Origin of the sequence: Gilliamella sp. Choc4-2, from assembly GCF_001690355.1 — a bacterium.
GTDB lineage: Bacteria > Pseudomonadota > Gammaproteobacteria > Enterobacterales > Orbaceae > Gilliamella > Gilliamella apicola_A.
In genome coordinates, this window is the sequence record NZ_LZHG01000033.1 from 123,682 (window position 1) to 139,176 (window position 15,495).

Annotated in this window: 11 protein-coding genes; 6 read left to right on the forward strand and 5 right to left on the reverse strand. The window is 32.9% G+C overall.

The window, feature by feature from the left end:
* Positions 1 to 3 precede the first annotated feature (3 nt).
* Positions 4 to 366: a Mor transcription activator family protein gene (locus A9G34_RS05190; RefSeq protein ID WP_065569115.1), complete on the forward strand. Its 363-nt coding sequence runs from the start codon at positions 4 to 6 to the stop codon at positions 364 to 366.
* A 272-nt stretch (positions 367 to 638) separates the two neighbouring features.
* Here the strand turns inward: A9G34_RS05190 and A9G34_RS05195 are convergent, their stop codons facing one another.
* Both A9G34_RS05195 and mfd read right to left on the reverse strand, forming a co-directional pair.
* Positions 639 to 2,186, reverse strand: coding sequence for a DUF945 family protein (locus A9G34_RS05195; protein WP_065569116.1), 1,548 nt, complete (start codon positions 2,184 to 2,186; stop codon positions 639 to 641).
* A 712-nt stretch (positions 2,187 to 2,898) separates the two neighbouring features.
* Positions 2,899 to 6,357, reverse strand: coding sequence for a transcription-repair coupling factor (mfd, locus tag A9G34_RS05200; RefSeq protein ID WP_065569117.1), 3,459 nt, complete (start codon positions 6,355 to 6,357; stop codon positions 2,899 to 2,901).
* Positions 6,358 to 6,516: 159 nt separating this feature from the next.
* Between mfd and lolC the strand changes: the two genes are divergently transcribed.
* The 3 genes from lolC to lolE are packed head-to-tail and all read left to right on the forward strand — an operon-like array spanning position 6,517 to position 9,670.
* Positions 6,517 to 7,719: a lipoprotein-releasing ABC transporter permease subunit LolC gene (lolC, locus tag A9G34_RS05205; RefSeq protein WP_065569146.1), complete on the forward strand. Its 1,203-nt coding sequence runs from the start codon at positions 6,517 to 6,519 to the stop codon at positions 7,717 to 7,719.
* Positions 7,712 to 8,419, forward strand: a complete 708-nt coding sequence (lolD, locus tag A9G34_RS05210; protein ID WP_065569118.1) for a lipoprotein-releasing ABC transporter ATP-binding protein LolD — start codon at positions 7,712 to 7,714, stop codon at positions 8,417 to 8,419. The genes lolC and lolD overlap by 8 nt, the downstream gene beginning before the upstream one ends.
* A 12-nt stretch (positions 8,420 to 8,431) precedes the next feature.
* On the forward strand, positions 8,432 to 9,670 hold the full coding sequence (gene lolE / locus A9G34_RS05215; protein WP_065569119.1) for a lipoprotein-releasing ABC transporter permease subunit LolE: 1,239 nt from the start codon (positions 8,432 to 8,434) through the stop codon (positions 9,668 to 9,670).
* A 69-nt stretch (positions 9,671 to 9,739) separates the two neighbouring features.
* On the opposite strand, the gene A9G34_RS05220 is transcribed toward lolE, so the two are convergent.
* Entirely contained in the window at positions 9,740 to 10,471 is a 732-nt protein-coding gene (locus A9G34_RS05220) for a rhomboid family intramembrane serine protease (protein ID WP_065569120.1), read from the reverse strand.
* Between the two features lie 1,515 nt (positions 10,472 to 11,986).
* Entirely contained in the window at positions 11,987 to 12,568 is a 582-nt protein-coding gene (locus tag A9G34_RS05225) for an IMPACT family protein (protein WP_065569121.1), read from the reverse strand.
* Positions 12,569 to 12,622: 54 nt separating this feature from the next.
* On the opposite strand from A9G34_RS05225, the gene nfi reads away from it, so the two are divergent.
* The gene (gene nfi, locus A9G34_RS05230; protein ID WP_065569122.1) at positions 12,623 to 13,294 is read left to right on the forward strand and encodes a deoxyribonuclease V; all 672 of its coding nucleotides are present in this window, start codon (positions 12,623 to 12,625) and stop codon (positions 13,292 to 13,294) included.
* Complete coding sequence (locus tag A9G34_RS05235) at positions 13,284 to 14,033, forward strand: tRNA1(Val) (adenine(37)-N6)-methyltransferase (protein ID WP_034945392.1); 750 nt, start codon at positions 13,284 to 13,286, stop codon at positions 14,031 to 14,033. The genes nfi and A9G34_RS05235 overlap by 11 nt, the downstream gene beginning before the upstream one ends.
* Positions 14,034 to 14,048: 15 nt before the next feature.
* Here A9G34_RS05235 and A9G34_RS05240 read toward each other — a convergent pair whose 3' ends face one another.
* Entirely contained in the window at positions 14,049 to 15,458 is a 1,410-nt protein-coding gene (locus A9G34_RS05240; protein WP_065569123.1) for a basic amino acid/polyamine antiporter, read from the reverse strand.
* Positions 15,459 to 15,495 lie beyond the last annotated feature (37 nt).

Here is a 15,495-nt window from a genome sequence, read left to right on the forward strand (position 1 = left end):
ATTATGACTAAATCTGCAATGTCTATTAAACGTCATGAATTACTAACACATGTATCATTATCTGTAGCTAACGATGCGATGGATTACGGTTTACCTGAAGATATTGCAGTTCATCTTGGTGATAGTATTGCAAATACAATTTCAGAACTGTTTGGCGGTCAGAACATTACGTTTCCACGTGACTACAGATTCAAACTAAACCAACGTGACTTGCAAATCTATAATGCATTTAAAGGCAATAACTACGCAGAACTAAGTCAAAAATATAAAATGACAGAACGAGGTATCAGAAAAGTAATCGACCGAGTTCATAAACGAATGATAAAAGAAAAACAACCAACACTGTTTGATTTTAATGACGCCTAATTAATTTTTGAGCAAAAATTTTTAGGCAATTTTTTATTTCATATTTTGTAACACTTTTTCAAAAAACAATTTCATTATTTCCCTGTTTATTTTGTTATATCCCATTTATCTCATCATTCTGTTATTATTTATCATGTTCTATTTCAATAAAGGCTCAATGATGATTTTAATATCATTTTAATTTTTTAAATGTTTATAGATTAATGATAGTAAAAAGCCTATACCATTTAGGCTGTAATGATATAGGCGATGATTAATTTCATTTGAATAAATTAATAATAACCAAAGAAATTTTTGAAGAATTCTTTTTTAGTCATTGTGTTACCATTAATGTAGGTTTCTTCACGATCTCTTGAGTAGTCAATGTCAGTAAAAATTCCTTTAACATTATCTTTTTTTAACGTAATAAATGGTATATTGTTATTTGCGTATAAAGATGCCATCAATTCAAGGTGTTTACTTGTTTTGTTAACTTCCTCTGATGTTACTGTAGTATCAGACGGTTTTTCAATTTGTGCAAGAAAATGAGCAATGATTCTGAATGGAGCATCAATTTTTAATTTTATTGATTTAACTTGATCGATGTCCTCTAACAACAGTGAACCAGTGCTACCAAGTATATCGATATCACCACTAACGTTGATATCGCCTTCTTCATTATGCCAGTTTAAGCTTTTAATTGAAAATTTCATATTTGTTTGTGTATTTTCATCTAATTCAGGCATATCTTGATTAGAATATAAAGGATAGTTAATGAATTTCGGAACAATGCCTTCATAATTAAAATCAAATACACCTGAACCTAAATTTTGCTTACCAAATATAATAGAATTAATATTTGTACTCAATGATCCATTTGCCATTTTTATATTGTTTAATTGACCATTTTGTTTTATTGATAATTGATTTATTTGAATTAATGGTAATTCTTGTTTTAGTGTGTTTTCTTTTCTTATTTTTATTTTTTGAAAGCTGGTGTCATTTTTATAACTTGAAATAGTAAAATTTCCATTTCTGTTGATATTAAATGTATAGTTTCCTTGATTTTCAATATTATCAGAATCCAAGTTTATCAATTCATTTGTATTTTCAGTATTAATATGAAGATTGCCGATATTTATTTTATAATCAACATTAGAGCTATTATTAGAGGTTGCTGATATGTTTAATTTTTCCATGGAAAAAAAATTATTTTTATCTAATGCGTAATTCAATTTAGCAAATTGCGCGGTTGATGATATGCAACTTAGGCTTTCATCTCCTTCAAAAGATAATTGACCTTTAGAGATATCTAATTGACCATCTAATGAATCTATTTCATTATTGGTTAAAGTGATAGCTTTATTAATAAGTTTGAATGTTAAATATTTACCATAACTTATTCCTAGATGTGCATTGATTAAAGAACTATTACCAGCAATTTTCCAAAGTTTTGGCGATGTTTCTTCATTCATTTCATATTCAATCCAAGCCATTTGTGGTTTTAAAATACCATTTTTAATTGCAGAAAGGGGGAATGGACCATGATGAATGGTAATATCATCATCAAACACTTTTAAAGGCTTTTCGTTTGGTTCTGTTTTATCTTTCGGTAAGAGGGTAATAATAAGATGTAATTTTGTAGAAAAGATATTTCTTTCATAGTTGCTTTTGGTAATATTAAGGTTATAAAGATCCTGATTTTTATTCGCTATATCAGTAATTTTCGAAAGATTATTATCGATATTACTTTCAATAGCTTTACCTGTGTGCCATGAGGTAAAAATAGTTCCAACTCCTAATACTGCAATAATGCCAACAGCTAAAATACTTTTTTTCATTGTGATTCTCTACTAGTTCATAATATTTTAAAGGTTATTTCATATTGAGGAATATCAGTAGTCAACAAATTATATATACTTTATAAGCGAAATAGATGATTTGTATTTATTCTGATTTCATTAATTTTAATCGATCTTCGTCTGTTTATCGACTATTTTGTCCTTTTAGCATATATTTTTATGGTTGTCTTTCTATTATTTGATTAATGATATTATTTTAGTATTCATTTTTAAGTAGAATAGGGTAATAAAAACTTGCGGTTGTAATGGCTCTATTAAAAAATTTCGTAGAGAAATATTTGTTATCACAGGCCTTTGTATTACTTTTTATAAATTATGGGATATACGCAGCCTCCAAAGTTTGAATTATGTTTTTTGCAAATTGACATTCAAATCATGCTATTTGTGCACAAAATATCCTTTTGTTAGTCCAACAATGAGAATTGTTCATGGTGAATAGTCATTATCATCAAATACAAAGGTTAGCTTAGTAGTTTATTATAAAGTGACAATGTAACTTTTGATGTTGATATTCATTTAACCACAATTAATTTGCTTAACCACTTAATTTAGTTTACTATCGATATCATTTTTGTAGTATTTTATTTATGTCACGTTGTTCCAATATATCTAATCTCTCATATAGCAATGATGCCAAAAGCTAATGTATCCTTTTTACTCATCACATTTTATATTTTTTAAACTTCATAAGTTATACTTGATGCTGAGAAAAATCAGTCAACAATTGTTTAATATATTCAATACGATCAGTTCTTTGTAGTTCAGATTTTTGCAATTTCAATCGATTTGAACTCTCTAAACGATAATATTTTGGTTGTTTTTGAATAATTTCAATCAAGTAATCAACTGACACTTTATTATCACTGCCGAATTCAATATAACCGCCTTTTTCGCCAAATTCGATTTTAGTAATACCTAATTGGGTTGCGTGATAACGGATTTTGGTGGTTTCTAGTAAAAAAAGCACTACATCGGGCAATTTACCAAAACGATCTCGCATTTCAACTTGAATATCGGTGAGTTCGGTAAGATCGGTGATACTCGCAATACGTTTATACAGTGATAAACGCGTATTAACATCGGGAATAAAATCATCAGGAATAAGTGTTGGTAAGCGTAACTCAATTTCTGTTTGTTGATTATTGAGTAATGATTCAAGTGTTGGCTCTTTACCTTCTTTTAGTGATTTAACGGCCTCATCAAGTAGCTCAATATAAAGGTTAAAGCCAATTGTCTCAATTTGACCGCTTTGATCGCTGCCTAATAACTCACCAGCACCTCGAATTTCAAGATCGTGTGTGGCTAGAGCAAAACCTGCACCTAAATCTTCAAGTGAGGCAATTGCTTCTAGGCGTTTTTTGGCATCTTTAGTGAGTAATTTAGGATGTGGGGTTAATAGATAAGCATAAGCCTGATGATAAGAACGTCCAACTCGTCCTCTGAGCTGATGTAATTGGGCTAAACCAAATTTATCGGCACGATCAATGATAATGGTATTGGCATTAGGAATGTCGATACCAGTTTCAACAATGGTTGTACAAACAAGTATGTTAAAACGTTGATGATGAAAGTCATTCATTACGCGCTCTAAGTCGCGTTCATGCATTTGTCCATGACCAATGGTAATTCGTGCTTCGGGCACCAGTTCTGCCAGTTTTTCGCTTACTTTTTTGATATCAGAAATATCATTGTGTAAATAATAAATCTGACCACCACGTAAAATTTCACGCAAAATGGCTTCTCTAATCACGAGATCATCATATTCTCGAACAAAGGTTTTCACTGCTAATCGGCGAGCTGGAGGGGTCGCAATAATAGAGAGATCCCGCATACCACTCATTGCCATGTTGAGGGTTCTTGGAATTGGCGTTGCGGTTAGTGTTAGAATATCAATGTTTGCTCGCATTGCTTTAATTCGTTCTTTTTGGCGGACGCCAAAACGATGTTCTTCATCAACAATCAACAAGCCTAAATCTTTCCATTTGATATCTTCTTGTAACAATTTATGTGTGCCAATTACAATATCAATTTTGCCTTCACCAAGAGCTTCTATAATACTTTTTTGTTGTTTGGCGGTTTTGAATCGAGACAGGCTTTCTATGCGAACTGGCCAGTTTGCAAAGCGATTACAAAAGCTTTCGTAATGTTGTTCTGCAAGTAAAGTTGTAGGAACTAAAACTGCTGTTTGTTTATGATTAATAACGGCTAAAAAAGCAGCGCGGATCGCTACTTCTGTTTTACCAAATCCAACATCACCACAGACTAATCTATCCATGGCATAAGGAGAGCACATATCGCCAATTACTGCCCCAATAGCATTTTGTTGATCATCAGTTTCTTGATAAGGAAACCCTTGGCAAAATAGTTCATACTGCTCTCGGTCTTGTTTAAATTCAAACCCGGGTTTACTTTCACGTTCAGCGTAAATATCGAGTAATTCAGCAGCAACATCTCGTACTTTTTCGGCCGCTTTTTGCCGTGCTTTACTCCAAGCATCAGTACCTAATTTATTCAATGGTGCGTTTTCTTCATCGCCACCAGAATAACGGCTAATTAGATTTAATGATGAAACAGGAACATAAAGCTTGGTGTCATTGGCATATAATAGAATAAGATATTCAGCCGTAATCCCGCCTGTTTCTAATGTGGTAAGTCCTGCATATCGACCAACGCCATGTTCTAAATGGACAACGGGTTTGCCGGGTGTTAGCTCAGCTAAACTACGAATAAGTGAATCAGTATTGATAGCTTGTTTATTTTCTTTTTTGCGACGAACTACTCGCCGTCCTAATAGCTCATTTTCAGTAATAAAGGCAAAATTATCTTGCTGATTGATAAAGCCTTGTTCACTAGCTCCAACAATTAAATAAAATCGGCTATCACTGTTTTTTCGTTCATCAAGTAAATCGATAGTAGTGGGATGAATACGAATTCGTCCAAGAATTTCTTGTAAAGCCTCTTTGCGTCCTTCTGATTCAACCGAAAAGATGATTGTTCCTGCAAAATTTTCAACAAATTTTTGAAATTGCAAATAAGGATCTTTTTGTTGGATCTCAATAGCAATATTAGGTAATGCTACATAAGGCAAATTAACGTTTTTATTTGATTCTGTCGTTATTGCATGCGATAAAACCATTCTTGGGTAGTTTTTGAAATTGGCAAAAATCTCGTCAGTTTTAGACCAAATAACATTTGGTGCAAGTAATGGTCGCATAGGATCGACTTTGCGGCTTTCATAACGTTGGGTAATATCTTGCCAATATTTATTAGCATATTGTTCAATATTAACTGTATTGATAATTAAGCTATTTGCTAAAAAATAAGAGAATAGAGATGTCAATGGTTCGTTAAAAAATAGCGCTTGCCAATATTCAATACCGGTTGGCAAAATATTTTTACTAACTTGTTGATAGATGCTTTCTGAGTCTAATCTAACCTCAAATTGTTCTCGCCATTGACTACGAAACAACTCAATAGCTGTTTTATCAAAAGGAAACTCATGGGCTGGTAGCAATTGTATTTCAGCAATTTCATCAAAGGTACGTTGAGTTTCGACATCAAAAGTACGGATACTGTCGATTTCATCATCAAAAAAATCAATGCGATAAGGCTTATCACTGCCCATGGGGTAGATATCAAAAAGCGCTCCACGAGTAGCATATTCACCATGCTCCATAACTTGGCTGACTGAACGATAGCCAGCATTTTCAAGTTGAAGACGTAAATGTTCTCGGCTAATTTGTAAGCCTTTTTTCATCATAAAAACATGTCCACCCAAATAACTTTGTGGGCAGACTTTTTGCATTAAGGTATTAATGGGTAAAATTAACGCCCCTTTGGTTAAATGTCCAAGATGATAAAGGCAAGATAAGCGTTCTGATACGATATCTTGATGAGGAGAAAAACTGTCATAAGGCAATGTTTCCCAATCTGGAAAGATAATAGAAGGAAAGGATGTAAACTGCTTTACTTCTTCATGAATGCGCGAGGTTTGTTGCATATCATCAGTGACAATCACAACGATACCCTCATGTGCATTTATAGCTTGAGCGCAAAATTGTGATAAGGAAGAGCCAACTAGCTGCCCAATTTGCTTTACTTCGCCTGATTTTTGAGGAATTAAGTTTGAAATATTAACTTTTTTAGACATGATGAGTTCGTTGATGTCGCTGAAAATTTATCATCAGATTATAACGTAAATATATGGTTGTTTTCTAGAACAGATTAATCCTGTATGATAAACATCTTGCGTTTAACAGACAGACTTTGTAAAAAAGTTTTAGGTACTAATATTACGTTTATGTCAAAAATATTTCGCCCCTTAGTTTTTTATATTGGTTTGCGCTATGTCTATGGGCAAAAAATGGATGGTTTTGGTCGTTTTGTTTCATGGCTATCAATGATCGGAATTATGCTTGGTTCACTAGGGTTGATCTTGGTTTTGTCGGTTATGAATGGTCTTGAAGATCAAATGCAAGGTAGCATTTTAAAATTTTTACCACAGGCACAAATAACATCCTCTTATGGCAGAATTGATTCAACTATGATTGTTAATCAGCAATTCAAAACGCTTAAAGGTGTTAATCGTATTACGCCTTTAGTTACCAGTGATGTGATATTGCAAAGCGAACAAAGTATTACGGTAAGTACGTTAATGGGGATTACCGCAGAAGATAACGATCCTATTAATAGCTATATTTACAGTGGTTCGGTGTTTGATCTTCAAGCTGGTAAATATAATGTGATTCTTGGGCAAAGTTTAGCCAATCAACTTGGTGTGACGATTGGAGATAAAATTCGCTTAATGGTCACCGATGCAAGCCAAATTACTCCTGTTGGACGCATACCTTCACAACGTTTGTTTAATATTTCAGGTTTATTTTCGGTGAATCATGATATTAATCAATCTTTAATTTATGTTAATCAAAACGATGCTAAAAATTTATTACGTTATCCGGCTAACAATATTACTAGTTGGCGGCTTTTTTTAGATCAACCATTAAATATTACATCGGTTGTTAACGAGCCATTACCAGAAGGGTTAATATTTAAAGATTGGCGTACGAAACGAGGCGAATTGTTTCAAGCCATAAAAATGGAAAAAACTGTTATGAGCTTGCTAATTAGCCTGATTGTGATTGTGGCTGCTTTTAATATTATAACGTCATTAAGTTTATTGGTTATGGAGAAACAAGGCGAAGTTGCAATTTTTAAAACGCAAGGCTTATCGCGTTTTAAAATTATGTTAATTTTTATTATTCAAGGCGCAAGCTCAGGTGTGATTGGTACGCTATTAGGTAGTACTATTGGGCTTTTATTGGCGTTTAATTTAAATGAATTTATGCAAGCATTTGGGCTATCCTTTGCTGGTATTTTATTACCTTCATTGGTTGAACCTATACAAATTGTTTTTATTATTGTTGGACTACTTACGTTATCGTTAGTTTCTACCGTTTACCCTGCCTATCGCGCAGCTAATATTCAACCTGCTGAGGCATTACGTTATGAATAATCTTGAAATACTTCTTTCTGCCAGAAATCTTTGTAAAACATATAAAGAAGGCAAAATGATAACTGAAGTTTTGAAAAATGTATCATTTGATATTTACTCAAAATCATTGTTAGCAATTATTGGCAGTTCTGGATCAGGTAAGAGTACATTATTGCATCTTCTTGGAGGGTTGGATAAACCTACATCAGGTGAGATTGTATTTAAAACACAATATTTAAATCGATTGTCTGAACAAGAAAAAGCTCAACTACGCAATCAAGAAATTGGTTTTGTTTATCAATTTCACCACCTATTGCCTGACTTTACCGCACTTGAAAATGTAGCGATGCCACTATTAATTGGCGGTATTTTACCTAACGAAGCTAAAAAACGGGCTATGGCAATGCTAGAGTCGGTTAATTTAGTCAAACGAGCAAATCATCGCCCTTCCGAGCTGTCTGGCGGAGAACGCCAACGGGTGGCAATAGGGCGTGCATTAATTAATAACCCCGCTTTAGTAATGGCTGATGAGCCAACAGGTAACCTTGATAAATCAACAGCGGATTCTATTTTTGAGCTACTGATTAAATTAAATCGTGAACATGGCACTGCGTTTTTGGTTGTTACACATGATCTTGAATTAGCTAATAAACTTGATAAGCAATGGGTGATGAGAGATAGTCAACTTACTGATGATAGCGCATCATCAAATAACAATTAATGGATAATTAATATGAATTTATCTTTAATTACCGCCATAAAATTTCGAAAAGGGCGTCGCAAAAGTGGTATGGTGTCATTAATTTCGATTATCTCAACACTCAGCATTGCTATTGGTATTGCGGCATTAATTATTGGTTTAAGTGCTATGAATGGTTTTGAACGTGAATTACACAATCGAGTGTTATCGGTAGTGCCACATGGACAATTCTATCCAAAATACGGCAATTTAGATAATTGGCAACATGTTCAACAAGAACTTAAAAACAATAGTAATATTGTATCAGCCTTGCCATTTGTTAATTTTACTGGATTAATTGAAAACGGTAGCAAACTTGGTGCAGTGCAAGTACAAGGCCTTGACCCTGAACAAGAAATGCAAGTAAGTTCACTACCGAATTATGTGCTGAATAATAAATGGCAAAATTTTAAGGCAGAAAATCAACAAGTGATTATTGGTGCTGGCTTGGCTAAATCATTGTCTGTTCAAGAAGGGGGATGGGTTTCATTATTAATTCCTGTGTCAAGTAATCAAAATCAGCTCAAACCTCCTAAAAGAGTGCGTTTGCAAGTTGTTGGTATTTTGGAATTGAGTGGTAGTTTAAGTAATAATCTTGTTTTAATTCCATTAACTGATGCACAAAAACTTCTTGACATTGGTGACAGTGTCACTGGGATAATGGTTAATGTTGATCAGGTTTATAATGCTAATCAAATTTTAAACCACGTAGCTTTAAATCTTGATGAAAATTTGATAGTTAATAGTTGGGAAAAATCCTATGGTTTTATGTACCATGATATCCAAATGATAAGGAAAATTATGTATTTAGCGATGATTGTTGTTATTGGTGTAGCTTGTTTTAATATTGTGTCTACCTTAGTTATTGCAGTAAAAGATAAACAACGGGATATCGCAATATTAAAAACATTAGGTGCCACAAATCAATTAATTAAACATATCTTTATTTGGTACGGCGTGATCTCTGGTGTAATTGGTAGTCTAATCGGCGTGATTTTAGGCGTGGTAATTGCGTGGCAACTTTCAAATATTATTGAGATCTTTGAGTCATTAATTGGACACAAATTTTTAAATAGTAATATTTATTTTGTCGATTTCTTGCCTTCTGAGATCCATATGATGGATATTGTAATTGTTTTTATGACAGCGTTGTTGTTAAGTTTAATTGCCAGCTATTACCCGGCAAGAAGAGCATGTAAAATCGATCCTGCACGAATTTTAAATAGTTTTTAGTTTTTCTATACTAAAAACTATTTAAACATAATGTATTGTGTACGTTTAATTGTTAATGTGATTATGCTGTTAATAGTATAATTGGAAATTGTCAGGAAGTTTAAAATGCATGTAACCCATATATAACCCCAATGCCGTAATAAAGTATAAAATGCTAATTAATACAAAGGTGAGTCTATTTGGATAGTGAAACACTTTAATACAAAAAGATATTAATAAACCTAAAATAAATCCTGAAATTGCCCCTCCTAAATGAGCCATATTATTTATGGATGGCAGCATACCTAACCCAGCAGTAAGAATTAAAGAGGCGATTATTGCTTTAATAGGCATATTTTCTAAATTCGTCCGATTAACCAAGCTGTAACCGAGTAAAGCAGTAATTAAACCTAAAATTGCTCCTGATGCGCCACAACTAATGACAGCATTTTGTATCGTTGCTATGTCGCTTGTTAAGCTACTAATTAAACCTGTAAGGAAATAAATACCAATAAAGACAAATTTTGGTATATGTTTTTCTAACACTGTACCAACACTTAGCAATGCCAGCATATTCATTACTAAATGCGAGATATTGGTATGCATGAATATGCTAGTTAACATCCGCCAATATTGGCCAGAAAAGGTTAATAGTGATACATCGGCCCCCCAATCAATAAGAAATATGCCTTCTAAAGTATCGTTAAAACTACGACTATCGAACAATCTTGATATAGTAAACCATATAATGTTGATAATTATTAATGTGCTAGTTACTTTTGCTTGGCGTCCTAAATAAAATAAATTTTGTAGAATGTTCATCTAGGTAAGGATCCTTATCAATGAATCAAAATGCGGTTAATATATTTGGCCGTTAGTCAAATTGTTTTCCTAGGATATACATAACTTGAAACAGCTTCGTTCCCAACATTTCTTGCAAATTGTTCAATCTCGTTAATAGTAAATTTTCCAATTTTTTACCACGAAAATCTTTAGGAATGTACAAGCTGATTTCAGTCGTTTTATTATAAGAATGATTGAATTATATATCTCAACAATAAACGGTAAATTTTCTAATGTGGCATTACTGTATTTAATCATGGAGTTAGAAATTAAAGGTTGATAAAGTTAATTGTAATTAGATTATCGATATGAAGCAACAAATGAATTATGGCTAAACTTTGGCACTTAAGATTGTAGCTAATATATTAATTTTTAGTTTAGCAAAACGATTCAAATCGTTAGTAATTTTAGAACTAAATAAACGATTTTTATGGAAAAATTAATTGTTTTAACTATATGATAAAAATAATCTTATTTTATAAATTGGATTGTTTCTTTTATAATCATTTTTTCTTATAAAAATAAAATTATGTGTAGGAAAATATGATGAAAGGATATATGAAAGAACTTTATTATTCTTTTAAGCCAGAACAGGTATCATTTTTATTTGATCATCATTTAAAATTAGTATCAAAAGAGCCCGAGTTGTCTTAGAAGCCTAAAGAAGAATAATGACATTGGTTAACCTGTTAATTGTTTTACCATTATCAATCTATTTATATGGTTTTATTTTTGGAATAAATAAACTGTTAGAGCAAAATATTATTATATTAATGTTTGTCAATATCGCACTGATATATTTGATTATAAGTCATTACATAACAATCTTTATTGAGATAAGGAGATTGAAAAAATTTTATAGTAAATTCAAATGACCAGTTGAAAACTACTATGCATTTTTTAGGAAAGTATCTTGTTTAAGTATGCTAAAATGGAAGGAATATTCTGCTTAGATGGTTTTATGTGCATTAGGGCAAACTCAAATATTCTTTCTTTTAATTTTTGTCTAGCGGGAACACCAAAAGGCAACATGTTAAAATAATATTATCCGTGTTTAGGTACTTTTTATGTTTTGATTAATGGCGATGAGCAAATACAAGTATTGATAAAGGCTGTAAGTAAGAAGATTGGGGATCCAATTAAACTTAGATGATTCTTGTATCTTGGTATCTGTATTGATATGTTATTTTTAATAGGAAGTTTTCTACAGTAGTCAATTTTTGATGTTTGCATCTCGTCAATGTAATATAATATGTCCAAAGCTCATATAGAAATCTTTATTTTAAGACTTTCAACCTAAATTTATTAGTTTATAGATAAGATGACAGCACTGTTATAACGCTTAACTTATTATGTAAATATCATTTATTTTATATATCTATTTTCAAGCTTGCTGCATAACTGACTATTTTATAAAATGAATTAGCAGTAGATTAATCATTTAACTCTTTGTTTAAATGACTAATCGAAAATAGGTGTTAGCTTAGTGACAAGTTACAATTCAATAACCACTCGTCCACGCGTAATATCACAGATGTTTTTCTTTAAAATTAGTGAGTTATCTGGGGTAATTGCAATGCTTACTTTTACTCCTTCAACATCAAAATCCTGATTTTCAATAATGGCATTGAGTTCTTTAAGTCGATTTTCGATAATAGACCACTCATTGTAATAGCAATGAAATTGCAATGGAATGCGGGTGATTAGCTTTATTAGTTCTGCTTGTTGCAGACAGTGGCTAGCTGAACCACCATAAGCTCGAATCAAACCGCCAGTACCTAATTTTATGCCTCCAAAATAGCGTGTTATCACCACTACAATTTGATCACAGTCTTGCCCTTCAATGGCGGATAAAATAGGTCTCCCTGCAGTACTGGTTGGCTCGCCATCGTCATTAAAACGATATTGTTGACCAATTTTCCATGCCCAGCAGTTGTGAGTGGCGTTAGGGTCGCTAATTTGATTAATAAAGTCAAAAGCTTGCTCTGCTGATATAACAGGTGCAGCGTTAACAATAAAACGGCTTTTTTTAATTTCTTCTGTCAGTTCTGTGGGATTAGCTAATGTATATGACATACTTATTCTGGTAAAATCGATTTATTGTAAGTAATAATACTGAACAGAATTAAAATGTCTATTAATTTACAACAATTAAAACAAACCCAACAGTCATTAGCCAAACAGGTGATACTGAAAGATGACTTTAATAAGTCTGTAAAATTTATTGGTGGTGCCGATGTGGGATTTGAGGATAAAGGTAACACTACACGAGCTGCAATTGTTGTGTTAAGTTACCCTGATTTTACAGTGATTGAGTATTATGTTGCTCGTTTAAAAACTGAGTTTCCTTATATTTCTGGTTATTTGTCTTTTCGAGAATATCCTGCTTTACTTGCTGCTTGGCAACAAATTCAGCAGAAACCCGATTTACTTTTGGTCGATGGACAAGGCATTGCTCACCCAAGGCGATTGGGTGTTGCAAGTCACATTGGTTTGTTGTTGGATATGCCAACTATTGGCGTGGCAAAAAAAAGGCTTTACGGACAATATGATCCTCAGTTGCAACAAGTAGGACAGGCAACACAATTATTAGATAAACAAGATCAAATCGGTTGGGTATTACAAAGTAAAAATAATTGTAACCCATTATTTATTTCATCAGGACACCGTGTTAGCCAAGAAAGCGCATTAAAATGGGTAAACTTTTGTTTGCGTGGCTATCGTTTACCTGAACCAACACGTTGGGCTGATGCGATTGCGTCGAATAAACCATTATTTAAGAAATTTTTATATGACAAATAATCATCAAAAGCCTTTAAAAAAAGGAGGTTTTACTTTTAAACGTTTTTTTGTTGCACACGACAAAAGCCCTATGCAAGTAACTACTGATAGTTGTTTACTCGGCGCTTGGGCGCCAATTCCCTCTGAATTGCACCGTGTGCTCGATATTGGTAGTGGTTGTGGTGTAATCGCTTTGATGCTGGCACAGCGTTTAGAAAACCAGATTTGCCAAATTGATGCAATTGATATTGATAAAGCCGCTGTAAAACAATGTCAGAAAAATATAAAGCGAGCAGGATTTCAATCGATCATTGTACAACAAGCAGATATCAATCAATTTCAAGTCGGTATTACCTCTTTTTATGATTTGATTGTGACCAATCCACCTTATTTTGCATCAGCAGTTGAATGTAGGAATGCTTCAAGGCAGTTAGCCCGCTATACAGAAAGTTTGAATTTTCATCAACTCATTGATACAGTTAAAAGATTATTGAAACCTCAAGGGGTATTTTGTTTGGTTTTGCCATTTAATTTATCTAATCAGTTCAGGTTGCAGAGTGAATCAAACCAACTATATTTACAACAAGTAATGAATGTAAAGTACAATGCTAACAAGGATTTTTCATTGTCATTAATGGCATTTTCATTAAGTAAAAAGGATAATATTTTAATACAGCAACTTTGTATGCGTGATGATAATGGATGTTATTCCCAAGAATTTAGAAAATTATTAGCCGAATTTTATTTGTTTCGAAAATAACAGCTATTTAGAAGTTTAACTAGGTATAACATAAAAATAGAATATTGCTATAATGCCTAATAGGATTATTATGGTGGCATAGATTTTATCGTATATAAAGCTAAAAGCAGGGAGCGATCGTTGTTTTCTGGCATATAAATAAAATATTAAACCAACACTATATAAAATCATCGATAATAATAGGTAAGAGACTCCACCTGCATAAATAAGCCATGTGCTATAAATTGAACCGGCCGTTCCTAAGAAAATTAGGAAAGTATTACCACGATTAATTGCTAATTTTAATACAAAAAATGCAGAAAGTAGATAGGGAATAAGTACCATGGAAGTTGATAGTTGAATTAAAATGTTATAACCAGATTGATAAAAATGTGCAAGAATCATCAATATACTGATTAATGCTGAGGTTAAGCATAAAGCATTGGCTGGTGTTCCTGTTTTATTAAGTTTTCCAAAGCAGCTTGGTACAGTATGATTGTTGCCTTTACCGGTTAAAAATAGCATTTCAGTAGCTAGCATCAACCATGATAATAAGCCGCCACTAACAGATACAATTAGTCCGATGTTAATAAAGGTAGCTCCCCAATTGCCTACGACGTGTTCAATCACCAATGCCATGGAGGGGTTCTTCATTTGTGCCAGTTCATGCTGTGGCACTATGCCTAAAGAGAGTACCGATACGCAAATCAATAATAAACTGGTGATTGCAAAGCCGAAAAAAGTGGCTCTGCTAATGCTTAAAATACTTTTGGCGCGTGATGCATAAACTGTGGCACTTTCGATTCCCAAATAAACCCAAACGGTATAAAGCATGGTGTGTTTTATTTGATCGGCAACCGATCCTAATTGCGGGGTCCCCCAAAAATTGGTTTTAAAAGTATCCACTTTAAAAGCTAAAATGATGCAGATAATAAATAAACAAATAGGCACAATTTTAGCTAATGTTACCACGCAATTTAATAAAAATGCTTGGTTAATACCTTTTAAAATAGATAAATTAACTATCCATAAAAAGATGATTGCACTGATAACTGAAGGTAGAGTGGTACCGTTACCAAAATAACTAAAATAATCAAATGATCCTAATGCACTAAATAAAATGACTAAATAGCTGGTGCATGACATCCAAGCAGAGATCCAATACCCCCAAGCAGCATTAAAACCAATATAATCACCGAAACCTTTACGTACGTATCCATATAATCCATCATTGATTTTATAAAATCGTATGGATAAATATTGAAATATTCTGGTTAGCATTAGCATGCCAAATAGGGTAATGACCCAAGCAATTAATATAGCTCCAGGACCTGATGCTTCAGCCATGTTTTGTGGTAAGCTAAAAATACCACTGCCAACAATACTGCCTACAACTAATAAAGTCAGTGGTAATATGCCTAGTTTGATTTGGGTTTTTATATTCATAATATAATCTTGTTATTGGTTTTTATTAATCAAGCAC